A 22583-nucleotide genomic window follows, 5' to 3' on the forward strand; every position below is an offset into this window, starting at 1 on the left:
GTGCGGGGTGACGACCACTGACGTGCCGGCCGCGACGGACGCCGGTTACCGGCGCCGGCTCCTCGACGGCATGGCGGCGTGCATCCGCGAACGCGGCTACGCGGACACCACGGTGGCCGACATCGTCCGCGCGGCCCGCACCTCCCGGCGGACCTTCTACGCGACCTTCGCCGACCGGCAGGACTGCCTGGTCGCCCTGCTGCACGAGAGCAGCCAGCGGACCATCGCCCGGATCTCCGCCTCGGTCGACCGGGCCGCCGCCTGGGACGTCCAGGCCCGCCAGGCGATCGAGGGATGGATCGCCGCGGTGCAGGCGGACCCGCCGATCAGCCTCAGCTGGATCCGGGACGTGCCGGCCCTCGGCCAGGGCCACGCCCGGCTGTTCCAGCGGGAGACGATGCGGGCGTTCGTCGATCTCATCCGGGACCTGACCGACACGCCGCACCTCCGGGCGGCCGGCGTGCGACCACCCTCGGAACAGACCGCGACCATCCTGCTCGGCGGGCTGCGAGAGCTGATCGCCGCCACCGTCGAGGACGGCCGGGACGTGGAGACCATCGTCGACAGCGCGACGGAGGCCACCCGCAGGCTGCTCGGCCCCCGCCCCTGACGCCGGCGGTCAGGGCGCCGATCCACCACCGAGTCAGTGCGTGAGCTTCCGCTCGTCCTGACGATGGACCTCCCGTGCCACGACAGCGGCGGCGTCGAGGGCTCGCTCGCCATCCCCGGCGCGAAACTCACGCGGGGCGGGCTCTCCCCCCATGATCCCGCGCAACGCCTTCCGGAGCTCTCGCTCCGCGGCGTCGTCCCGCCGCTCGGGGCGGGAAGCGAGGCCGTCGCCCGGCGGCGTGGGAGGCGCCGGTTGCTTCGGTCCGCCTTCTCCGCCGTTACCCGGAGGTTCGGGCCCGGATTCTTCCCCGCCGTGCCGCGGCGGCTCCGTGCCCGGCGAGAAGCCCAGGGATGTCCTGATCATCGTCATGAACTCCGTGAGCAGGCTTAACAGCTGCTACCAGAAGCTCGTCATCCGTTCGTGCTGCGCCCTCCGCGCCTGTCGGCCAGCTCGGCGAACAGCTTCTCCCAGGCCAGCTTCACCGTGCCGATCGTGTAGCGCTCGCTGCTGGCCAGGGCCGCCCGCCCCATGGCCCGGCGCTCCTCCGGCTTCTCGATCATCCGGCAGATGCCGTCGGCCAGCGCCGGCACGTCCTCCGGCGGGATCAGCAACCCGTTGCGCCCGTCCTCGATGATCTCGGCCGGGCCGGTCGGGCAGTCGAAGGCCACCGCGGGCAGTCCCACGGTCAGGGCCTCCAGCAGCACCATCGGCAGGCCCTCGAAGCGGGAGCTGAGCACGTAGGCCGAGGCACCCGCCAGGTGCTCGTCCAGCGTGCGGGTGGTGCCCATGAGCCGCACCTGGTCGGCGAGCCCGAGCTCGCCGATCCGGGCGGCGAGCTTGTCCTTGTGGGCGCCCCAGCCGAAGATCTGCAACTGCCAGTCCGGGTGCCGCTCGGCGACCGTGCTCCACGCCTCGACGAGCAGGTCGAAGCCCTTCTGCTTGGTCAGCCGGCCGGCGGCGACGAGCACCTTGTTCTCCAGGGCGGCCGGGGGCAGCCGGGCCGGCGGGATGCCGTTGGGGATGCGCTCCAGGCGGACCCGGCCCGCCGTCGCCTCCCGGTAGGTCGCGAGGTCGTGCTCGGTCAGCACGCTGACGGCGTCGAGCTTCGGGTACGCCCGCACGATCGCCGCCCGCAGCCCCGGCGGGTAGGTGGTGAGGTTCATGTGGTCCTGTCCCACCCGGACCAGGCGGCGGGGGCCGTACCAGGCCGACAGCAGGTTCAGGCCGGGTCGCGTGGTGATCAGGACGCCGTCCCGGGCGGCCCAGAAGTACCGGATCACGGTGGCGTCGACCACCGGGTCCCACCGGCGGTAGCGGACGTCGTGCCGGTGGGGCAGGCGGTTGCCGAAGCGCCGCGTCTTGTTGGCGAGCCGGGTCTTCGCGCCGGGTGGATCGCTGCGCCGGGTGCCGTCGGCGAGCAGGTCGGTCAGCGGGACCAGGCGCACGCGCGGGTCGATGGCGAAGGCGGGGGCGTCGGTGTGGCGGTAGACGCTGGCGATCTCGACGTCGTGCTCGGCGCAGAGCGCGTTGGCCTGATTGACCACGCTGCGGATGGTGCCGCCGGTGCCGTAGGCGTTGTCGAGTACGTAGCGAATCTGCACGAGCGCAACGTAGCAATCGCTGCAAAGTCATTCACATTCAGCCGCTACCTCGCGCCGATCGCGCGTACCGCGGTCACCAGCCGGGCCACGTGGTCACCGGTGGTGCCCGCGCCCAGGCTCGCGCGTACCGCCGTCCGCGGCGCGCCGCCGTGGGTGCCGAGCAGGTGGCGGGTCAGGGGATGGGCGCAGAACAGCCCGTCCCGGACGCCGATGCCGTGCTCCTCGGCCAGCCGCCGGGCGACCTGGGCGGAGTCGAGCCCGTCGACGACGAAGCTGACGATTCCCACGCGCGGGTGCGTGGGGGCGAACAGCCGCAGTTCCCGCACGCCGGGCACGGCGGCCAGTCCGGCGCGTAGCTCGGCCAGCAGGGCCTGCTCCCGGCCGGCCAGGGCCTCCCAGCGCGGCGGGGTCAGGGTGGCGCCGACGGCGGCGAGGGCGACCGCGCCGATCAGGTTCGGCGTGCCGCCCTCGTGCCGGGCCGCGCCGGTGGCCCAGGACGCCACGCCGGCGGAGTCCACGTGGGCGGAGGCGCCGCCGCCCCGCAGGTACGGCTGCGCCGCGTCGAGCCAGTCGGCCCGTCCGGCCAGGACTCCGGCGCCGAACGGGGCGTACAGCTTGTGCCCGGACACGGCGACGTAGTCGACGTCGAGGGCGTCGAGGCTGATCGGCGCGTGCGCGGCCAGCTGCGCGGCGTCCACGGCGACGCGGGCGCCGTGCCGGCGGGCGACCCCGGCGAGGTCCGCGACCGGCCACAGCTCGCCCGTGACGTTGCCGGCTCCGGTCACCGTGACCAGCGCCGGGCCGAGCCGGCGCAGCGCCCGGTCGACCGCCGCGACCGCCTCGTCCGGGCTGCTCGGCAGCGGCAGGCGGACCACCCGCGGCCAGGGCAGCAGGTTGGCGTGGTGTTCGCCGACGAAGGTCACGACCACGGTGTCGGCGGGCAGGACGTGCGCGACCAGGTTCAGCGCGTCGGTGGTGTTGCGGGTGAAGACGACCTCGTCCCCGGGGCGGCAGCCGAGAAACCGGCGCATCGTCTCCCGGGCCTGCTCGTAGGCCCGGGTGCACCGGGCGGAGAGCTGGCCCGCGCCGCGGTGGACGCTGGCGTAGGAGGGCAACAGCTGGTTGACCGCCTCGGCCGCGGCGACGGCGCACGGCGCGGTCGCCGCGACATCGAGGTTCACGTACGGCACGGTCCGGTTGCCGGTCACCGGCACGGTGATGTCGGCTCCCAGCACCGGCAGCGGTACGGGCGACGGGGCGAGGTCGACGGGGACGGCGAACGGCGGCATGGCGACTCCACGATCGTCCGGGACCGGCACCCCGGTCCGCGCTTGCCCCGCCCGTGCGGGCGGGGCCAGGTCGTCCCCGGAGGCACCCCGCCGCGGTGGAGGGTTGCCGGCCAGCGAGCCGGGGCTTGGCGCTGGCGCTCAGGACCGCCACCGAAGCTACGGTGGCACGGCGTGGTCGCGGCAGGGGCGTGGGCCCTCCGTGGACCGGGCCCAACGGCCTGCCGCTGAAGGGTTTCGCGGGGGCCCGGTGGCGGCCTCACGATCCGGCGGGGGTCCCCGGCGCGGTGAGCAGGTACCGGACGACGTCGGCGGCGGCGTAGTCGTCGCCGTGCCGGGTGAGGTGGGGCAGGAAGGCGAGGTCCTGCCCGAGGGTCACCAGCGGTGGCTCCCGGTAGCCGCCGGCGCGCTGTTGGCCGAGGCCGACGGTGGCGATCAGGCCGTTGCACAGGCACCGGCTGCCGGCGGTGTCGTCGGCCGATCCGCCCTTGCGGACGTACTCGTCGACCGGTTCCGCCGGGCAGCGGAAGCCGACCGCGCCGTCGGCCCGACGGTACGGGGCGCGCAGGTAGCCGAGGTCGCACAGCCGTGGCCGGTCGGCGTAGACACCTTCGTCGGCGACGGTGCCGGGCAGGGCGGCCAGCTTGAAGGGGAATCCGGTCGGGGACGCCCGGACGTCGTTGTGCACCACCAGCGTCTCCTCGGCCGCCTCCCGGAGCAACTGCCGCTTCAGGCCGTCGTCGAGGCCGGACTCGCGGGCCAGCGCGAACGCCGTGCCGACCTGGATGCCCGCCGCGCCGGCGGCCCGCGCCGCGACCAGGCACTCCGGGCTGTTCTGGGCCCCGGCCAGCCAGAACGGCAGGCCGAGGGCGGCGACCCTCGGCACGTCGATGTGGTCGCGCGGTCCGTACACCGGCTCGCCGTCGTCGTCGAGGGCGAGCCGGCCGCGGGGCCGGGCGCTGTGGCCACCGGCGGCCGGCGCCTCCAGGATGAAGCCGTCCGGGCGGGTCACGGCGTCGCGGGCGAGGTAGACGGCCAGGGTGGCGGAGGAGACGATGGCGAGCAGCCGGGGCCGGCGCAGCGGGCCGGGCGTCGCGCCCAGCACCTCACGCGGATCGAGGGTGACGTGGTGGTCCTCTCCCGGCCGGGCGCCGTGCACGGTCACGGACAACCGGGCGGGCTGATGGGCGGCCAGGGTGTCCAGCAGGTGCGGGATCTCCGTGGGCAGTCCCGCGCCCATCAGGACGTAGTCGACGCCGGCGAGCATGGCCCCGTACACCGCGGCCGGGGTGGCGGTCTGGATCTTCTCCAGGTAGTTGACCCCGACCGGGCCGTCGTGGCCCTGCCGGGCGAGGAAGACCTCGACGAAGTTGCCGGCGACGGTCAGTTGCTGGGCGTGGCGCCGAGGTCGCAGGGCCAGTTTCGGGACCGGCCGCATCGGCCGACCGGCGGGCAGCCCGTCAGGCCGGAAGTACCGGTCCAGGATCTCCTCGGCCAGCGCCGGGACCGGGAACCGGGCCAGGGCGTGCCGGACGTGCCCGCCGGCGTCGCCGGTCTGCAGCCGCCGCACGAGCACGGCGTCGAGGGCGACGCCGGAGACCACCCCGAGCTGACCGGTGCGGGCGACCGCCCGGGCCAGCCGCCAGCCGGAGACGCCGACGCCCATCCCGCCCTGGATGATCGCCGGGGAGTGGACCGGGTACGCCGGTTCGTCTGCCATCGCTTGTCTCCTGTGCTCCGCCCGGGCGGCATCGCGTGGTCCACGATGCCCGTCACCATGCGCTGGGCTGAGCGGAGCTTGGGGACGGGCCGGATGCCGCCGACAGAGGCATAGGTCCCGTCGGTGGGGTGCCCCCGCGACGCCTTCGGCCGGAACGGGACCTTGGACCCTGATCGGGCCCGCTGTGCCGCCCTACGGTGGCCCCCATGGAGCAACCGAGCGTCGATCGCCTGCTGGCGGGCCGCCGGTTCGCGGTGCCGATGAGCGGCCGGCACGTGCGCCGCGTCTTCGACGAGTGGTGTCGCGTCCGCTGACGCCGTACCCGCCGCCACCACTCTCCTGAGGAATACCCGTGTTCGACGACCTGCGCGCGGCGTGCCGCCGCGATCCCGCCCTGTCCGGCCTCGCCGTGCTCGAGGTGCTGCTCTATCCCGGGGTGTGGGCGGTGTGGGCCCATCGGGTCGCGCACCGGCTGTACCGGTGGCGCCTGCCCCTGCTGCCGCGCGTCCTGTCGCAGCTGACCCGGCTGGGCACCGGCATCGAGATCCATCCCGGGGCCCGGATCGGCCGCCGGCTGTTCATCGACCACGGCGCCGGGGTGGTCATCGGGCAGACCGCGCGCATCGGTGACGACGTCACGATGTACCACCAGGTCACCCTGGGCGCGCGGGGCTGGTGGACCGGCGGCGCGGCCGGCCGCCGCCACCCCGTGGTGGGCGACCGGGTGGTCCTCGGTGTGGGCGCCACCCTGCTCGGGCCGATCCGGGTGGGCGACGACGCCCGGGTGGGCGCGCACTGCCTCGTCGTGTCCGACGTCGCCCCGGGCGCCCGGCTGCGCGCCGCCGCGGCCGTCGAGGACTTCGACCTCCACCGTCCGTCCCGGCCGACCGGCCCCGTCAAGGAGCGAACATGATCTACGAGAACGTGACCGAGCTGATCGGCGGCACGCCCCTGGTGCGGCTGCGCCGCCTGGCCGCCGACCTGCCCGTCCGGCTGCTGGCCAAGCTGGAGTCGCAGAACCCGGGCGGCAGCGTCAAGGACCGCATCGCCCTGGCGATGGTCCGGGCGGCCGAGGACAGCGGGCAGCTCGCCCCGGGATCGTCCATCGTGGAGGCGACCAGCGGCAACACCGGCATCGGCCTGGCCCTGGTGGCCGCCGCCCGCGGCTACCGCCTCACGCTGACCATGCCGGAGAGCATGAGTGTCGAGCGGCGCGCGATGCTCGCCGCGTACGGCGCCGAGCTGGTCCTGACGCCCGCCGCCGCGGGCATGACCGGTGCGGTGCGCCGGGCCGAAGAGATCGCCGCCGAGCGGGGCGCCTTCCTGCCCCGTCAGTTCGACAACCCGGCCAACCCCGAGGCGCACCGCCGGGGCACCGCCGGGGAGATCTGGGCCGACACCGGCGGCGACGTCGACGTGTTCGTCGCGGGCGTGGGCACGGGCGGCACCATCACCGGCGTGGGCCAGGTCCTCCGGGAGAAGAACCCGGCGCTGCGGGTCGTCGCGGTCGAGCCGGCCGAGTCGCCGGTGCTCTCCGGGGGCGCCGCCGGCCCGCACGGCATCCAGGGCATCGGCGCCGGCTTCGTGCCGGAGGTGCTCGACCCGAGCGTGTACGACGAGGTGCTGACCGTCGATGTCACGCAGGCCCGCGCCGCCGCGCGCCGGCTGGCCCGTACCGAAGGGTTGCTGGCCGGGGTCTCCGGCGGGGCCGCCCTGCACGCCGCCGTGACGGTGGCCCAGCGGCCGGCGCACGCCGGCGCCACCGTCGTGGTGCTGCTGCCCGACACCGGCGAACGCTATCTGAGCACCCCGCTGTTCGCCGGCGAAGGCTGAGCCGGCGGGCTCGTCCGCCCGGTCCGGTGTCTCACCGGCGCCCCGACAGGTCGGCGGCGACCGGTTGGAGCGACGGCGCCGGGCCGGCCGCGAGCAGGTCGGCGACCTGCTGCCGGATCGCCGGGAGCTGGGCGGCCAGGACACCGCCCGGGCATTCGGTGGCCGTCCAGTCGCGATGGCCGGGGATCACCGGCAGGGTCCGGGTGGCGCCGCTGATCGGGTTGACGTAGCTCGTGGTGGCCAGCGGATCCAGGCCGGTCCACCCGGCGATCGCGGCGAGCAGCCGGACCAGCGTGTCCCGGGCCGCCGCCGTCGGCGCCCGGTCCACGAACGTGCCGAGCAGGACGACCCCCACGTTGCCGGCGTTGAACCCGCCGACGTGCGAGGCGTTGACCATCCGCCGCTGCGTGTCGAAGCCGGGCACCCCGTCCTCCCCGGAGTACCGGCCCTCGTACACCGAGCCGGCCTCGTCGACCAGGAAGTGGTAGCCGAAGTCCCCGTATCCGCGATCGAGGGTCTGGTAGCGGTAGATCGACCGCATGCGCGCGGCCGGGTCCGGGTCGTCGTTGGCGGTGGCCGTGTGGTGCACGGTGAGGGTCTGCACCGGCCAGTAGGTCTGCGGGTAGCGTTCGGCGCCCGCCGGGTCGAAGCGCAGCGACTCGTCGGCGCCCCAGGCCGCCCGGTCCAGATACCGGCAGCTGGCCAGCGTGGCCGCCCCGGCGGCGGCGACCGGCGGGCCGTCGCCCGACGTCAGCGTCACGGCGTGCCCGCCCGGCGGCAGCTGCACCTCGAAACGCGCCGTGCCGCCGACCGGCACCAATGCGGTCTGCTCCCCGGTCCCGCCCCCGCCGTCCCCGCGGCCGGCCCCGCAGCCGGCGCGGATCCGCCGCCACGGGCCGAACCGGCCCGCCCGGTCGGCGAACCGGATCCGGCCCGATCCGGCCCCGGACGGCCACCGCACGCCCACGTACCGCACCGGGGAGCCGGACGCCTCCGCGCGGGGGAGCCGGGGGCCGGCGGCGGCGGGCGGGCTCCCGCCCATGACCGCCGTCAGCGCCCCGGCGCCCAGCAGGCCGAGCACGGCCCGCCGCCCGGTCCCACCCGGACGCCCTGCCTGTCCCGTCATCACGCACCCCCATCGCCGTGGACACCGGCCCCCTCGGCCGGCGCCGAGGGCCAACTTCCGGCACGGGCGCGGTCCGGGACAACACCTTTCAGGTACGGCTGAAAGGTGGCGCGATCCGGGCGGGCTCGCGGGCCTGCCACGGGTCTCACAGGTCGGGCATGTGGATCTCCGCGTACACGGGGAAGTGGTCGGAGCACGGGTCGCCGTCGCAGGTGCCGACGTTCTCGTCGACCCGGGCGCCGCCCACCGGGACGGTCAGGTGCCACCGGCTGGCGAAGACGTAGTCCAGCTTCCGGCCGCTGTGGAAGGTCGGCGGGCCGCCCTGCTGAATCAGGCAGGGCTGCACCTTGGTGCAGTTCTCCTCCTGGAACGCCTCGTTGAAGTCCCCGGCGCCCAGCGGCGCCGGATACAGCGGCCCGAGGTCGGGCGTCACCGGTGGCGAGGAGATGTTGGTGTCCCCGGCCAGGATGAGCGGCATCTGCTGGGCCTCCGGGCCGAAGACCCGGCCCAGCTCGGCGACCTCCTTGATCGCGCGCCGGTCGGTGTCGTCCGGCCACCCGGTGTCCAGGTGCGTGGTGCACGCCTTGAGGTTCTGGGACCGGCCCGGCAGGTAGGTGGTGATGCAGGCGACGCCGCGGCCGACGCCGGTCGAGCCCGGTTGCAGCCGGTACTGGTCGTCGAACTGGTAGCGCTGCTGGCTGATCACCGAGCCGCGGGTGAAGACGGCGATGCCCTCGTTGCCGCCCAGCCCGCTGGGGTCCAGGCAGAGCACGTTGTAGCGGTTGGTGGTCTGGAACTGGCCGGTCATCTGCCACCCGGCGTCGCGGAGCTTGTCGGTGAGCTTGTCGAACTGCTGCTGGCAGATCTCGTTGACCGACAGCACGTCGACGCGCTGCTCGGTGGCCCGGGTGACGACGCGGTCCACGATCGTCTCCTCGCCCCAGTTGATCGCGGCCCCGGCGATGTTCCAATGCATGACCTTGACCGGCTGATAGCCGTCGGCCGGCACGAACGCCACCGCGTCGAACGCCACCCGCTGCGAGCCGTCGCCGCCGGGCGTGACCGAGCTCAGCGTGACCTCCGGCCGGCCGTCGAAGGCGAAGGTGCCCAGCGAGGCCCAGCGGTTGCCGGCGCCGCGCTGGTTCAGCACGCTGATCCGGTCGCCCCACCGGGTCTTGACCGTGTAGTAGGCCCGGGTGGTGCCGTTCACCAGCGGCGGCAGGTGCACCAGGATCCGGCCCCGGCCGTGGTGCTCCTGATCGAAGCGCCAGGTGCCGTCCACGTCCAGCCGCCCGCCGAGGGTGCCGGCGCTGCGCGTGTTGGCCATCCAGAAGTGGCCGCCGAGCCCCATGCCGAGCTGGTGCGTGTCGATCTTGCCGGGGTACCGGCCGGTCGCGTCGGGCTTGTACCGCAGGCCGAACGTGCCGGCGTCGGTCCACGGCCGCCCGCAGTCGGGACGCACCGACGGCACCCCATCGGGCACGTCGTCGATCACCCGGGCGGTGACGGGTATCCCGCTGAGATCGCAGGCCGGCGGGTAGGCCAGGCCGTCCTCCTGGTAGGCGTACCCCGGATCGAACCGCAGGACCTCGTTGCCGCAGAGGTTCGGACAGGGCTGCCAGGTGGCCGGCCCGTGGTACCAGCACTTCAGGTCGATCTGCCCGGCGGTGTTGCGGTGCGCGCAGGGCCCGGCCGGTTCGCCGATCACCTCGGGGGCGTCCGGCACGTACGCCGAGCCGTAGGTGCAGTTGTTGCTCGGGTCGCAGAACTGCCACGGCTTCGGGGTGGCGTTGTGCTGGGCCTCCGAGTCGGACCACCAGGCCTTGCGGTAGCCGGAGACCATGGTGTCCGGCGCCTCGAGCGCGTCGATCGGGTGCGCCGCCCAGCCGATGATCTTCTCCGGGTAGGGCCAGTCCTGCGGGTGGATCGCGTCCGTGTAGTCGTCGCGGTAGCCCTCGTCGGTCTTCTTCTCCAGGAACGGGCCCCGGTTGGCGGGGTAGTTGGGGTTGGCGGGGTTGTTGGCCCAGCCGACACCCCAGGCGCCGTTGTGCTGGCCGGCCTGCGACCGCGGATAGAAGCCGCTGTTGTAGGCCCACGCCGCGTAGAACCAGCTCTCGATCTTCGCCGGGTCGCCGGTGCCGATGGTCAGGCCCTCGGCGCGGGTCTGGTTCCACTTCGCCTGCAGGATCCGCAGGCCGGCCGCCACGTTCGCGGCGAAGTCCAGCGCTACCGCCCGCTGGGTCTGGTAGGGCAGCGCGGTCTCGCCCGGCTTGGTGCGCCCGGCCAGCCGCATGCCGTCGGTGACCTGCGTGACGCCGTACCCGCAGTCGGCGTGGTCCCAGCGGATCGTCCAGTCGTCGTCCTGGGTGCCGTTGTAGATGTCGATGCCGTAGTAGTTGCCGATCAGCGGGTTGGCGGTCACGCCGGGCACGGCGTAGCGGGCCGCCTGCCACAGGTTGGACTCCTGCGCGGCGATCGCCAGCATGATCTGCGCGGGCACGGCGCCGCCGCCGTCCAGGGCCAGGGGCGGGAAGAGGCCCTGCGGCGTGTACGCGGGCATGGCCAGGCTCTTCCAGTTGGCCGGGCGGGGCACGGTGAGCACGCCGCGCACCGCCTGGTCCACCGCCCACTCCACCTGGCGCGGCTTGGGCTGCATCGCCTGGTTGCGGGGGTCGTTGCGGGGCACCGAGCAGAAGCGGTCGTCGAAGTCCGCCGGGTTGCCCGGATCGGCGGCCGCCGGCCCCGCGACGGCCGGGGTGGCGGCCTCGACCGAGAAGGACATCGTCGTGTCCGTCGCGGCGGCCCGCGCGGCGATCGTCACGGTGCCGCCCCGGCGCCGGGCCGGTGCGACGACGAGCGCGCCCTCGGTGGAGAGCCGGCTTCCGGCCGGCGCGTCGGAGAGGGCGACCCCGCGCCGGATCGGCGCGGTGCGTCCGGCCCCGGTGACGAACACCCGGCCCCCGCGTCCACTCGTGACGTCCAGGCCGGACAGCGCGCCCTCGGCGACGGTCACGGTGGTGGCGCCCGCATGCCGGACGCGGGCCCGGCCCGGTCCGGACTTCTCCATGAACACCACGCCGCCCGCGTCGTCGGCGGCCAGCCGGAACGGTGTGGACGAGGCGCGCGCCAGCACCCGCCTCGTACCCTTCGGGTCCACCCGCACGACCGCGTCGCGGTCGGCCGCGACGATGCCCGCCGGGGTCGGCACCGGCGAGGTGAGCTGGCCCGGCACGTCGACGGGGGTACGCACGGCGCCGGTGCGCGCGTCCACCCGCAGCAACCGGGTCCGGGCGCCGCCCGCCTCGGTGGCCTGGGTGAGCACGGCGTCCTCGCCCGGCCCGCAGCCCGGGTTGAAGTAGGCCAGGCTGGTCCGGACCCCCAGCTTGTGGACGGCGCCGCTGGTCAGGTCCACGACAGCGGTGAAGCCGCCCCGGTCGAACAGGATCTGCTCGTTGGTGAACGTGCGCGGCGCGTAGACCACGACAGCGCGGCGGCCCGAGCCGGTCACGCAGACGTTGCCGATCCAGCGGTCGGTGTCGAAGCCGGGCTCGGCCAGGGTCGCCGCCGTCCGCCAGCGGTAGCCGTCGGCCGCGTCGGCGACGAGCAGGCGCAGGCCGTTCTCGTCGCCGGCGGTGGTCCAGGAGCGGTCCGTGGACCGCGCCCAGCCGCCGCCGAGTGCCGCCGCGCGGCGCTCCGCCGGGATGGCCGCGCCGTAGTGATGGTCGTCCGGAGCCGCTGCCGTCGCCGGCACGGTGACCGCGACCTGGACCGCGGTCATCGCCGCCAGGACACCGGCGGCAAGAGACGTCTTCCGGTGGGTCCTCATGGTGTCCCCCTCGCCGAGGTCGCGCCCCGGCTGTCTCAGTACTTGCCGGTGCACGCCCATTCGGGCGTACCGCCGATCTGGCTGTCGTAGCACGCCTTGTACTGCAGGTAGGCGTCGTTGAGCATCACCGTGTAGACGCTTTTGCCGGAGTTCCGGGCTTCGGCGTACACCCAGTCGCGCTGGACCCCGTTGGAGTAGTAGCTGAAGCCGGAGAAGACCGTGTAGCAGCAGCCCCGGGTCCATGCGGTACGGCACCGCGGGCTGTAGCGCAGCTCCACGACGGCGTACCCCCCGTTCAGAGTTCGGGGGGAGAAGGCGTCGCTGCCGCACAGGTAGGTGTGGCCGTCCCGGCCGAGCACCGGATACGTCGCCGGGTTCTTGCCGTCACAGACGTATCCACAGGGGTCGGACGACTCCGCCGCGGCGGCCAGTGCCTTCTGGAAGGCCGCCGGTTCGACCACGGTCTCGGTGTAGCCGTTGGGCAGGCGGTAGATGGTCGCCGGCAGCACCTTGCCGTCGTCGGAGCGGATGGTGGTCGCCTTGAGGAAGGTGCGTCCGCCGGGCGCCGCCGCGGTCGCGCCGCCCGGCGTCAGTACCGTGGCCGTCGCCACGAGCGTCAGCAGCGCGGTCGCCGCCCGGGCGAACCAGGTCATCGAAGGTCGCATGACTGTCTCCAGGATGTGCGTGGATAGGGTGACGCCAGTCTTCGAAGGCCCGGGCGGCGCCGCCACACCTTTCGGTCACGCCTGAAACCATGCGCGAAGAGCGATGATGAGACGTCCGGTCGGCCAGGAAGCGGGTGGTGATGAGGCAGCCGACGCTGTTCCTGATGGTGGGGCTGCCGTGCACCGGCAAGACCACGGCCGCCCGGCGCATCGAGAGCGAGCACCAGGCGTTGCGGCTCACCAAGGACGAATGGGTGAAGGCTCTGTACGGGTCCGAGAATCCGCCGGCGGCCGGTGACGTCATCGAGGGACGGCTCATCCGGATCGGGCTGCGCGCCCTGGAGCTGGGCACCAACGTCGTGATCGACTACGGCCTCTGGAGCCGGGACGAGCGTTCCGCCCTCCGCCGGGCCGCGGTGGACGTGGGCGCGGCGGTGGAGTTGCGCTACTTCGAGCTCACCCCGGCCGAGCAGCGCCGGCGACGTGATCAGCGCCAGGCCGAGGAGCCGCACACGACGTGGCCCATGTCCGACGAGGAGCTGGCCGGGTGGGCGGCCAGCATCGAGGTGCCGACCCCGGGCGAGCTCGACGGCAGCGAGCCCCTCGACGACCCGCCGGCCGGGTTCGCGACCTGGGACCAGTGGCGCGGACACCGCTGGCCGCCGGCGGTCGGCTGACCCCCGCTCCCGCGGAACGGGAATCCTGAAACTTTCGCGACTCCCCGAGAGTTTCTGTCATAACACTTTTTGCGTCTTAATGACGGTCGATGAATAACGGGACAAGCCATCGGTCGAGGCCGATGGCTTACCGGGCGTGCTCAGTGTCGGTTCCCAGCTGGAGCGGGTTTGAGGTCCTCCTTTCCGCCGTTCACGAGACATTGACCGGTCGCGTTGTTCCGGGTAGCGTTCGCCGAAAGTTGCCGGAAGGTTTCGAAACATTGCGGATACGTATCCGCGGTCGGCGCCGCACCGCAGTGCCACCGACCTCGGCGACTGGAACGCCACAAGTCGAACAGCCGCGCCGCGTCCCGGCTGGGCCCACCGCACCCGGGCCGCGCGGCCGGCGCGCGTGCCGCGGACGGCGCGGGTCGTCCGTGCGAGCACGAGGTCAAGAGGGAGTGTCCATGAATCGCTTGAAGAGATCCATCCGGTACCGGGCGGTGCTGGCCGCCGCGACGGGTCTGCTGGCGGCGGCCGGCACGGCGGTCCTCATCCCGTCCGCGGACGCGGCGGCCTCCACGCTGGGCGCCGCCGCCGCCCAGTCGGGCCGCTACTTCGGCACCGCGATCGCGGCCGGGCGGCTGGGCGACTCGACGTACAGCACGATCGCCGGGCGCGAGTTCAACATGATCACGGCCGAGAACGAGATGAAGCCGGACGCGACCGAGCCCCAGCGCGGACAGTTCAACTTCAGCGCCGGCGACCAGATCTACAACTGGGCCACCCAGCGCGGCCTGAAGGTCCGCGGCCACACCCTGGCCTGGCACGCCCAGCAGCCCAGCTGGTGGGGCGGCATCAGCGGCAGCACCCTGCGCCAGGCGATGATCGATCACATCAACGGCGTGATGGCCCACTACAAGGGCAAGCTGGCCGCCTGGGACGTGGTCAACGAGGCGTACAACGAGAACGGCAGCCGGCGCAGCTCCAACCTGCAGAACACCGGCAACGACTGGATCGAGGTGGCGTTCCGTACCGCCCGTGCCGCCGACCCGTCGGTCAAGCTCTGCTACAACGACTACAACATCGAGAACGCGACCTACGCCAAGACGGTGGCCGTGCTCAACATGGTCAAGGATTTCAAGGCGCGCGGCGTACCCATCGACTGCGTGGGCCTGCAGACCCACTTCACCGGCGGCAGCTCGCTGCCCGGCAACTTCCAGACCACGCTGACCAACTTCACCAACGCCGGCGTGGACGTGGCGCTGACCGAGGTCGACGTCACCAACTCCTCGACCAGCCAGTACGCCGGCCTGACCCAGGCGTGCATGAACGTCCCGCGCTGCATCGGCATCACCGTGTGGGGCGTGCGTGACAGCGACTCGTGGCGCTCCAGCGAGAACCCGCTGCTGTTCGACGGCTCGGGCAACAAGAAGGCCGCCTACTCGTCGGTCCTCAACGCGCTCAACGCCGCCACCCCCGGCCCCAGCGACCCGCCGCCCTCGAGCTCGACGCCCAACCCGCCGGCGGGCGGCGCCAACGAGATCAGGGGCACGCAGTCGGGCCGGTGCATCGACGTGCCGAACGCCTCACAGGCCAACGGCACCCGGGTGAACCTGTGGGACTGCAACCGCCAGGCCAACCAGCAGTGGACGTACACCTCCAGCAAGCAGCTGACCGTGTACGGCACGATGTGCCTGGACGCCGCCGGCTCCGGCAACTCCGCGGCCATCCAGATCTACAGCTGCAACGGCCAGACCAACCAGCAGTGGAACGTCAACTCCAACGGCACCATCACCGGCGTCCAGTCCGGACGGTGCCTGGACGTCTGGGGCACCGGCAACGGTCAGCAGGTCCAGCTGTACGACTGCAACGGACAGGCCAACCAGCAGTTCCAGCTCGTCTCCCTCGGCGGCGGCAGCACGCCGCCGACCACGCCGCCCCCGACCGGCACGTGCACCCTGCCGTCGAGCTACCGCTGGTCGTCGTCCGGCGCGCTGGCCAGCCCGAAGAACGGCTGGACCTCGTTGAAGGACTTCACCAACGTCGTCTACAACGGCAAGCACCTGGTCTACGCGTCCAACGTGGCCAACGGCAACTACGGCTCGATGAACTTCGGCCTGTTCACCAACTGGTCGGACATGGCCGCGGCCAGCCAGAACGGCATGAGCCAGGGCACGGTGGCGCCGACGCTGTTCTACTTCGCCCCGAAGAACATCTGGGTGCTGGCCTACCAGTGGGGCCCGACCTCGTTCAGCTACAAGACGTCCAGCGACCCCTCCAACGCCAACGGCTGGTCCGCGGCGCAGACCCTGTCGACCGCCTCCCTCCCCGACGCCCCGTACGGCGTGATCGACCAGACGGTCATCGGTGACGACCAGAACATGTACCTGTTCTTCGCCGGTGACAACGGCAAGATCTACCGGCAGAGCATGCCGATCGGGAACTTCCCGGGCAGCTTCGGCTCGTCCTACACCACGATCATGAGCGACACGACCAACAACCTGTTCGAGGCGGTCGAGGTCTACAAGGTGCAGGGCCAGAACCAGTACCTGATGATCGTCGAGGCGATCGGCGCGAACGGCCGGTACTTCCGCTCGTTCACCGCGAGCAGCCTGGGCGGCACCTGGACCCCGCAGGCGGCCAGCGAGAGCAACCCGTTCGCGGGCAAGGCCAACAGCGGTGCGACCTGGACCAACGACATCAGCCACGGTGACCTGGTCCGCACCAACCCCGACCAGACCAAGACGGTCGACCCGTGCAACCTGCAACTGCTCTACCAGGGCAAGGACCCCAACGCCGGCGGCGACTACAACAACCTGCCGTGGCGTCCGGGCCTGCTGACCCTGCAGCGCTGAGGCCCGCCCCGGCCGGTCGCGCGGTGGCCGGCCGCTGAAGGAGGTCTCCGGTGGCGGGTTCGTCGAGGACGAACCCGCCTACCGGGGGCCTCTCGGCCGTTGCGGCGCTAGCTAGCGACCGTACCGGTCGAACGGCACGGTCCAGTCGCCCAGGCCGTTCCAGATGGGCAGCTCGCGCGGGGTGTTCTTGACGTCGACGATGTCGCCGACCAGGAAGTTGTTGTAGACCCACTTGGCGTCGGCCGTGCTCAGGTTGATGCAGCCGTGCGACAGGTTGGCCCGGCCCAGCGAGCCGTTCCACGGAGCGGCGTGCAGGTATTCGCCGGAGTAGCTGATCCGGGTGCAGAACTCGATGTTCTCCGACACGTAGTAGTTCGGGTCCTTGGGGTCGCTGATGCCGTAGCTCGCCGAGCTCATCGTGTGCTTGCGCTTCTTGCCCAGCACGACGTGCGGCCCGCCGGCGGTCCAGTAGCTGATCTGCTCGCCGTTGGCCCCGGTCGTGCCGCCGCCCTTGCCCAGGCTGCTCTTCATCGTGCGGACGAGCTTGCCGTCGATGTAGACCTTGGTCAGGTGGGTCCGGTTGTCGCTGACCGCGATCAGCTGGCGGCCGATCCGGAAGTGCGTCGACGCGTTCTTCGCCCCGTACGTCGTCTTGCCCAGCTTGACGCCGAACATGGTGACGTTCACCTTGATCGTCGTGCCGGCGGCCCAGTACTTCGCCGGCCGCCAGTGCACGGTCTGGTCGTCCTTCCAGTAGAACTTGCCCGGCACCGCGGGCGAGGTCGTGATCTCGATGGCCTTCTCGGCCGCCTTCTTGTTGACGGCGCGGCTGAACGCGACGATCACCGGCTGCCCGGCGCCGTACGTCCGGCCCTCCTTGAGGGCGAGCATGCCGTTGGCCTGGAACGTGACCCGGGCGGTGTTCTCCGGCTTGAGCGTGGTGAACGCGGTCTTCTCGGTGGTCGCCGTGCCCGCGTTGTCGGTGGCCGTGACGGTCACCGTGTACTTCTTGCCGTACGCGAGATCCCCGGTCGACCGCCAGGTGCCGTCGTCCTGGAGCGCTCCGTCGATCTTGGCCTTGCCGGCGGTGACGGTGACCGACTGGAGCTTGCCGTCCGCGGCGCTGACCACGATGGGCTTCACCGGCAGCACATCGGTGTCGCCGTCCGCCGGCGTGACGCTCAGCCGCACGGGCGCGGCCACCGCCGGCTCGATGTCGGCCGCGGGCTCGACCCAGCTGCGGGTGTCCGCCTTGCCGGACGAGGAACATCCGGCGGCCGTGCCGGCCACCGCCAGGCCCACCGCGCCGATGATCACCTTACGTCGCTGAATCATGACTCTCACATTCGAGGGATGCCGACCGACGCCATCCGCGGCCCTGCAAGATAGACGTCGGCAGGACTCGAATTGTTGCGCCCTTCGGCGAAGGGAGATCATCCTGACAGATTTGCCTCGCGGCCGATACCCCGTACCGATCGCCCGCCGGACGGCGGGCAGCCAGGAGCGGCGACATGAACTCGTGGATCTTTCTGTCGGCCTCGCTCACGACGCCGGCCGGGGTCGGCCGGGTGGCCTACGGACAGGCCATGGTGGTCGCCCACAGCGTCGAGGACAGGGTCAACCGCAGCTTCGCCGGCGCGGCCTGGCTCCGGCAGCGGTTCCCGGCCCGCAGTTGCGTCCAGGTGCAACTGCTGCCGCGCGACGACACGGTGGTGGGCGTGGAGTACGTCAGGAAGAAGAATTACGGGGGACCGAAGGAGATCCGGTGCGGACTCCGGCTCCCCGCCGCCTGGTTCGCCGACCCGCCGATCGGGGACGGGCTGACCGGGCTCCGCCTGTTCCAGGCCGTCCAGCACGCACTGCACGCGATCGGCGACCAGTACGGCATCGGCGTACCCGCGGCCGTCGGCCCCGCCGCCGACCGGGGCCGGCCCGAGCTGGAGAATCCGTTCCGACCGCCACCGTCCGGGCCGTCCCGCTACGCCGCGGCCGCGCTCGAACTGCAGCGCCTCGCCCACTCCACCCGGCCGGATCAGATGGTGCTCGTCGCGAAGGAACCCCCGTCCGCCGCCGTCGCCGAGCAGCACCGGGCCGTCATCGAGGCCCTCGGCACGGTCGTCGCGCGGCACACCGTCGCCACACCTGACGGGGAGGCGGAGGCATGGACCATCCACATCCGGTGACCTGGACACCGCAGATGTCCGGCCTGCCGGCGAGGCGGTCGCAGACGCTGCGCTCCGCCGTCAGCACCGCTCGACACTGCCTCGCCCGGTGGGACGACTTCCTCGCGGCGGCGACGCCGCACGCTGTCGCGATCACGGTCACCGTCACGGACGACCCGGACCCTGCGCCCACCTTGACCGTCCGCCCCGGTGATGCAGCTGACCAGCTGGAACTCCGCGTACCGCGCAGCGCGCTCGAGCAACGCGCGGACCAGCTGGCCGCGCGGATGCTCGACGCGGTCGTGCCCGCCCTCGTCACCGTCGCCGAGCAGCATCCTCGACCCGAACCGGTGTTCGTCTGGTACCGCGAGGAGGCGAGCGACCCGCCACCGGGCGACCAGCCGGGCCTGGCCGTCGCGTGGGAACTCTGCGACGACGAGGTGGAGCTGCTGCTCCTCAGCCGCCTCGACGGCACAGCGGGCGAGGAGCACATCGACCGGCTACTGGAATGCCGCGGCATCGCCGGCCGGGCCGACGCCGGGGTGGCCGGCTCCACCGGCTACTGGGTCCTGGAGCTCTTCCCCCGGCCGGGCCCCCCAGCCTTGCCCCCGACTTGACGGCGGCTTGAGCCTGCCCTGAGCCACACCGCCGATTCCTCCCGGCGAAGGCAACGCCGAGTCCTCGGCGCCGGTGAGAGGAACGTTCATGCAGCTCGGCGGTATGAAGATGATGGTCGCGGGTCTCACCGTGGCCGGTGGGATCGCGGTCAGCTCCGGTGTCATGTGGCAGGCCTCCAACGCCGCGTTCACCGCGCAGACCGGTAACAGCGCCAACAGCTGGGACGCCGGCACCGTCGCGCTGAGCGACGACGACAGCGGTACGGCGATGTTCGCCGCCACCGACCTGCGGCCGGGCTCCACCGGCGAGAAGTGCATCACCGTCACCTACAGCGGCAGCCTGTCGGCCTCGGTCCGGATGTACGGCAGCGCCGTCTCCGGCGCCCTGGCCCCCTACGTGGACCTGGTGATCGAGGAGGGCACGGGCGGCGGTTCCGGCAGCTGCGCCGGCTTCACCCCGTCGGGAACGGCGTTCACCGGTACGCTCGCCGCGTTCGGCAGCACCGCCACCGACTTCGCGTCCGGCGCCGGCTCGTTCGCGCCGAGCGGGCCCGCGGAGGCGACCACCTACCACATCTCGTACACGGTGAACGCCGCGACGCCGGACAGCGTGCAGGGCGCCTCGGCCGCGGCCGCCTTCACCTGGGAAGCGGCGAGCTGATCGTGACCAGCAGGTTCGCCGCGGGGGTGCGCCTGTCCGCGATCGTGCTGCGGCTGGCCGCGGCCGCCGCGCTGGCCGGCGTGGGCACGCTCATGGTCTGGAGCATCCTGCCGGCGCTCTGGGGCTGGACGCCCGCGGTGGTGGCCAGCGGCTCCATGAGCCCGGCCCTGCACCGCGGCGACGTCGCCGTCACCTCGGCCCCGCCGCGGGGCTGGCAGCCGGCGGTCGGGCAGGTGGTGGTCGTCCCCGACCAGGTGCACCCCGGGCAGACCCGGATCCACCGCATCGCCGGCGTCGACGAGAACGGCCTGTTGATCACGCGCGGCGACGCCAACGGCAGCGACGACACCTTCCGGACGGCCCGCACCGAGGTCCGCGGCATCGGCCGGCTCCTGATCCCCGGTGTCGCCCGGGCGGCCTTGGAGCTGGGCGCCGGCCACCCGGCGCCGTTCGTGGGCCAGAGCGTCGCCGTGCTCGGCGCCTTCGCCCTCCTGCGGCGGCCGGCCCGGCGGCGTCACCGGCGAACCCTCACATCCGGCCCGTGGTGACCGACGAGTCACCGAGGACGACCCTGGACGGAAGGAGCGGCGTGCGGCGCGTGCTGATGGCGACGGCCCTGACCGTGGCGGCCCTCGCGGCCTTCCTCGGCCTCGGCCGGGTCGATGCCGCGTTCACCGCCACCACCGGCGCCACGTCGACGTTCGCGGCCGCGCCCGGCTTCCGCTCCGGCGACCTCTACGGCTGGGGCGGCCTGCCCGCCCGGATCGGCTCGGCCACCGGGTGGACCCGGCCCACCGCGGGCCACGGGTACGGCTGTGCCACGCGCACCGACAGCTCCCTGTGGTGCTGGGGCGTCAACGGCGACGGCCAGCTCGGACTGGGCGACACCGCCGCCCGCAACGCCGGGCCCGTGCAGCTGGCCGGCGCCGGCTGGACCGGGGTCGCCGCCGGCAGCCGGCACACCTGCGCCGTCCGCTCCGACGGAACCCTGTGGTGCTGGGGCGGTAACGACGCCGGGCAGCTGGGGCTCGGTGACCTGACCGGCCGGGACGTGCCGGTGCGGGTGGGCGCCGCGTCCACCTGGGCTTCGGTTGCCGGTGGGGTGGCGCACACGTGCGCGACGCGAGTCGACGGGTCGCTGTGGTGCTGGGGCGGTAACGACGCCGGGCAGCTCGGGCTCGGTGACGCCGTGGACCGCGACACCCCGGCCCGGGTCGGGGCTGCGGAGTGGCGTTCCGTCACGGCCGGCGGGCAGCACAGCTGCGGTGTGCGGACGGACGGCACGTTGTGGTGCTGGGGCGCCGGCGCGACGGGCCAGCTGGGCCTGGGCGACACCACCGGCCGCGACGCCCCGGCCCGGGTCGGGGCGGACGCGGACTGGACCTCGGTCGCCGCCGGCCGCCGGCACACCTGCGCCACGTCCGCCGGTGACGCGGTCTGGTGCTGGGGCGCCAATGCCGCGGGCCAGCTGGGACTGGGCGACCTGACGGACCGCGACGCCCCGGAGCGGATCGCCACCTTCACCGGGCGGCCCCTCGGCGCCGGCCCGGACGCCGACGCCACGCTCGCCATCGGCTGACCCCGGCCGGACGTCAAGTCCGACGCAGGGAATCCTCAAGCGCGGGTCAAGGCGGCCGATCGTCCCGCCGTGGGAAGCCAGTCGGAGTTCACTCAGCCGGGTGCCAGCCTCGTGCACATCGGGCGGCAACCCATTTTCGACACGTGCGGCGACATCGCGGGCTACGAGCTGCTGTTCCGCGGCAACGCCCAGGCGGTCGAGGCGGACCGGCGCGACGCGTACGCGACCAGCCACGTGATGGTCAACGCCTTCACCGAGTTCGGCCTGGACGAGGTCGTCGGCGACCGGATGTGCTTCATCAACATGACCCGCGAATTCCTCACCGGCGAGCTGATCCTGCCCTTCGGCCCCGAGAACGTCGTCCTGGAGGTCCTCGAGACCATCGACGTGGACGACGCGGTGGTCGCCGGGGTCACCAACCTGGTCGCCGCCGGCTACCGCATCGCGCTGGACGACTTCGTGTGGCAGTCGGGCCACGAACGGCTGCTGCCGCTGGCCTCGTACGTGAAGCTGGACCTGCCGAACTGCGACCCGGAGCGCCTCGAGGAGCAGCTCGCGTTCTTCCGCGGGTTCCCGCCGATCGAGATCGTCGCCGAGGGCCTGGAGACGCTGGAGCACCTGGCCCTGTGCGACCGCTACGGCATCGAGCTGCGCCAGGGCTACGTCCTGAGCCGGCCCCAGGTGATGACCGCCGCCTGCATCCCGCCGTTCAAGCTGCGCCGGCTGGAGCTGCTCGGCGCGCTCAGCGCCGCCGACGCCGACCTCGACCGGATCGTCGACATCATCTCCAGCGACCCCGCGCTGACCATGCGGGTCCTGCGGGCCAGCAACAGCGCCGCCGTCGGCACGATCCAGCGCGTGTCGTCGATCCGGCAGGCCGTGGTGCTGCTGGGCCTGGGCCACATCCAGCGCTGGGCGATGCTGATGGTCGTCGACGACGTGGCCGAGACGACCGAGGCGCAGCTGGTCGACGCGCTGACCCGGGCCCGGCTGTGCCACAACCTGGCCCCGCGTTTCGACGCCGACCCGGACTCGGCGTTCGTCGCCGGGCTCATCACCGCGGTCGCGGAGCTGCTCGGCATCGACACCTCCTCACTGGTCCGCCACCTGCCGCTCACTGTGGACCTGTGCGCGGCGCTGACCCGGGGCACCGGGCCGCTCGGCCGGATGCTGAGGGTCGTCGACGCCTACGAGCGCGGCGACATGGCGCTCATGGGCGTTACCCGGCCCGGCAACGATCTCACCGGCGCCGTGATGGATGCGCTGCGCTGGTCGACGCAGACGGTCACGGCCGCGTACGGCGAGGGCCACCGGAGGCCGGGGGCGCAGTTCGCGACCACCCGCTGACCCTGCGCCCGCCGAGGCCCGGGCGGTTGCGAGTCG

The 22583-nt window shown here is 73.0% G+C and carries 18 protein-coding genes and 1 riboswitch; of the genes, 11 read left to right on the forward strand and 7 right to left on the reverse strand.

Features of this window, described 5'->3' with window-relative positions; translation table 11 throughout:
• Positions 1–7 precede the first annotated feature (7 nt).
• The gene (locus Ani05nite_RS03540) at positions 8–610 is read left to right on the forward strand and encodes a TetR/AcrR family transcriptional regulator (protein ID WP_203764590.1); all 603 of its coding nucleotides are present in this window, start codon (positions 8–10) and stop codon (positions 608–610) included.
• 410 nt (positions 611–1020) lie between these two features.
• On the opposite strand, the gene Ani05nite_RS03545 is transcribed toward Ani05nite_RS03540, so the two are convergent.
• The 3 genes from Ani05nite_RS03545 to Ani05nite_RS03555 form a co-directional block, all read right to left on the reverse strand.
• The gene (locus tag Ani05nite_RS03545) at positions 1021–2211 is read right to left on the reverse strand and encodes a glycosyltransferase family 4 protein (RefSeq protein ID WP_203764592.1); all 1191 of its coding nucleotides are present in this window, start codon (positions 2209–2211) and stop codon (positions 1021–1023) included.
• A gap of 44 nt (positions 2212–2255) precedes the next feature.
• Positions 2256–3500 (reverse strand): aminotransferase class V-fold PLP-dependent enzyme, encoded by a 1245-nt coding sequence (locus tag Ani05nite_RS03550; RefSeq protein ID WP_203764595.1) that lies wholly within the window; start codon positions 3498–3500, stop codon positions 2256–2258.
• 33 nt (positions 3501–3533) lie between these two features.
• A riboswitch (SAM riboswitch) is annotated at positions 3534–3646 on the reverse strand.
• Positions 3647–3756: 110 nt separating this feature from the next.
• Complete coding sequence (locus Ani05nite_RS03555) at positions 3757–5217, reverse strand: nitronate monooxygenase (protein ID WP_203764607.1); 1461 nt, start codon at positions 5215–5217, stop codon at positions 3757–3759.
• A gap of 352 nt (positions 5218–5569) precedes the next feature.
• Here Ani05nite_RS03555 and epsC point away from each other — a divergent pair, with 352 nt between their 5' ends.
• Together epsC and cysK are read left to right on the forward strand one after the other, a co-directional pair.
• A complete protein-coding gene (gene epsC / locus Ani05nite_RS03560) occupies positions 5570–6130 on the forward strand; it encodes a serine O-acetyltransferase EpsC (protein WP_203764609.1) in 561 nt (186 codons plus the stop codon).
• Positions 6127–7050 (forward strand): cysteine synthase A, encoded by a 924-nt coding sequence (gene cysK, locus Ani05nite_RS03565; protein WP_203764611.1) that lies wholly within the window; start codon positions 6127–6129, stop codon positions 7048–7050. The genes epsC and cysK overlap by 4 nt, the downstream gene beginning before the upstream one ends.
• A gap of 31 nt (positions 7051–7081) precedes the next feature.
• Here the strand turns inward: cysK and Ani05nite_RS03570 are convergent, their stop codons facing one another.
• The 3 genes from Ani05nite_RS03570 to Ani05nite_RS03580 all read right to left on the reverse strand — a co-directional run bounded on the left by Ani05nite_RS03570 (position 7082) and on the right by Ani05nite_RS03580 (position 12667).
• Positions 7082–8176 (reverse strand): N-acetylmuramoyl-L-alanine amidase, encoded by a 1095-nt coding sequence (locus tag Ani05nite_RS03570; protein WP_203764622.1) that lies wholly within the window; start codon positions 8174–8176, stop codon positions 7082–7084.
• A 145-nt stretch (positions 8177–8321) separates the two neighbouring features.
• Positions 8322–12002 (reverse strand): golvesin C-terminal-like domain-containing protein, encoded by a 3681-nt coding sequence (locus tag Ani05nite_RS03575; RefSeq protein ID WP_203764634.1) that lies wholly within the window; start codon positions 12000–12002, stop codon positions 8322–8324.
• A gap of 35 nt (positions 12003–12037) precedes the next feature.
• On the reverse strand, positions 12038–12667 hold the full coding sequence (locus Ani05nite_RS03580; protein ID WP_203764637.1) for a DUF2690 domain-containing protein: 630 nt from the start codon (positions 12665–12667) through the stop codon (positions 12038–12040).
• A 140-nt stretch (positions 12668–12807) separates the two neighbouring features.
• Here Ani05nite_RS03580 and Ani05nite_RS03585 point away from each other — a divergent pair, with 140 nt between their 5' ends.
• The gene (locus Ani05nite_RS03585) at positions 12808–13344 is read left to right on the forward strand and encodes a P-loop nucleotide/nucleoside kinase family protein (RefSeq protein WP_239129203.1); all 537 of its coding nucleotides are present in this window, start codon (positions 12808–12810) and stop codon (positions 13342–13344) included.
• Positions 13345–13790: 446 nt separating this feature from the next.
• A complete protein-coding gene (locus Ani05nite_RS03590) occupies positions 13791–16181 on the forward strand; it encodes a non-reducing end alpha-L-arabinofuranosidase family hydrolase (protein WP_203764641.1) in 2391 nt (796 codons plus the stop codon).
• Positions 16182–16292: 111 nt separating this feature from the next.
• Here the strand turns inward: Ani05nite_RS03590 and Ani05nite_RS03595 are convergent, their stop codons facing one another.
• On the reverse strand, positions 16293–17516 hold the full coding sequence (locus Ani05nite_RS03595) for a L,D-transpeptidase (RefSeq protein WP_203764643.1): 1224 nt from the start codon (positions 17514–17516) through the stop codon (positions 16293–16295).
• Between the two features lie 176 nt (positions 17517–17692).
• Between Ani05nite_RS03595 and Ani05nite_RS03600 the strand changes: the two genes are divergently transcribed.
• The 6 genes from Ani05nite_RS03600 to Ani05nite_RS03625 all read left to right on the forward strand — a co-directional run bounded on the left by Ani05nite_RS03600 (position 17693) and on the right by Ani05nite_RS03625 (position 22547).
• Positions 17693–18364: a hypothetical protein gene (locus Ani05nite_RS03600; RefSeq protein WP_203764645.1), complete on the forward strand. Its 672-nt coding sequence runs from the start codon at positions 17693–17695 to the stop codon at positions 18362–18364.
• Positions 18343–18960 (forward strand): hypothetical protein, encoded by a 618-nt coding sequence (locus tag Ani05nite_RS03605; RefSeq protein ID WP_203764647.1) that lies wholly within the window; start codon positions 18343–18345, stop codon positions 18958–18960. Before Ani05nite_RS03600 ends, Ani05nite_RS03605 begins: the two co-directional genes overlap by 22 nt.
• 88 nt (positions 18961–19048) lie before the next feature.
• Positions 19049–19621 (forward strand): hypothetical protein, encoded by a 573-nt coding sequence (locus Ani05nite_RS03610; RefSeq protein ID WP_203764649.1) that lies wholly within the window; start codon positions 19049–19051, stop codon positions 19619–19621.
• A gap of 2 nt (positions 19622–19623) precedes the next feature.
• Entirely contained in the window at positions 19624–20169 is a 546-nt protein-coding gene (locus Ani05nite_RS03615; RefSeq protein WP_203764650.1) for a S26 family signal peptidase, read from the forward strand.
• A gap of 41 nt (positions 20170–20210) precedes the next feature.
• A complete protein-coding gene (locus Ani05nite_RS03620; protein ID WP_203764651.1) occupies positions 20211–21200 on the forward strand; it encodes an RCC1 domain-containing protein in 990 nt (329 codons plus the stop codon).
• Between the two features lie 69 nt (positions 21201–21269).
• The gene (locus Ani05nite_RS03625) at positions 21270–22547 is read left to right on the forward strand and encodes an EAL and HDOD domain-containing protein (protein WP_239129206.1); all 1278 of its coding nucleotides are present in this window, start codon (positions 21270–21272) and stop codon (positions 22545–22547) included.
• The last annotated feature ends 36 nt before the right edge of the window (positions 22548–22583 follow it).

This window comes from Actinoplanes nipponensis, from assembly GCF_016862275.1.
Lineage (GTDB): Bacteria > Actinomycetota > Actinomycetes > Mycobacteriales > Micromonosporaceae > Actinoplanes > Actinoplanes nipponensis.

Coding starts and splice junctions, on each gene's coding strand:
- Ani05nite_RS03550 (WP_203764595.1), bottom strand. CDS start 3,500: ATGCCGCCGTTCGCCGTCCCCGTCGACCTCGCCCCGTCGCCCGTACCG.
- Ani05nite_RS03555 (WP_203764607.1), bottom strand. CDS start 5,217: ATGGCAGACGAACCGGCGTACCCGGTCCACTCCCCGGCGATCATCCAG.
- cysK (WP_203764611.1), top strand. CDS start 6,127: ATGATCTACGAGAACGTGACCGAGCTGATCGGCGGCACGCCCCTGGTG.
- Ani05nite_RS03570 (WP_203764622.1), bottom strand. CDS start 8,176: ATGACGGGACAGGCAGGGCGTCCGGGTGGGACCGGGCGGCGGGCCGTG.
- Ani05nite_RS03575 (WP_203764634.1), bottom strand. CDS start 12,002: ATGAGGACCCACCGGAAGACGTCTCTTGCCGCCGGTGTCCTGGCGGCG.
- Ani05nite_RS03580 (WP_203764637.1), bottom strand. CDS start 12,667: ATGCGACCTTCGATGACCTGGTTCGCCCGGGCGGCGACCGCGCTGCTG.
- Ani05nite_RS03585 (WP_239129203.1), top strand. CDS start 12,808: ATGAGGCAGCCGACGCTGTTCCTGATGGTGGGGCTGCCGTGCACCGGC.
- Ani05nite_RS03590 (WP_203764641.1), top strand. CDS start 13,791: ATGAATCGCTTGAAGAGATCCATCCGGTACCGGGCGGTGCTGGCCGCC.
- Ani05nite_RS03595 (WP_203764643.1), bottom strand. CDS start 17,516: ATGATTCAGCGACGTAAGGTGATCATCGGCGCGGTGGGCCTGGCGGTG.
- Ani05nite_RS03600 (WP_203764645.1), top strand. CDS start 17,693: ATGAACTCGTGGATCTTTCTGTCGGCCTCGCTCACGACGCCGGCCGGG.
- Ani05nite_RS03605 (WP_203764647.1), top strand. CDS start 18,343: ATGGACCATCCACATCCGGTGACCTGGACACCGCAGATGTCCGGCCTG.
- Ani05nite_RS03610 (WP_203764649.1), top strand. CDS start 19,049: ATGCAGCTCGGCGGTATGAAGATGATGGTCGCGGGTCTCACCGTGGCC.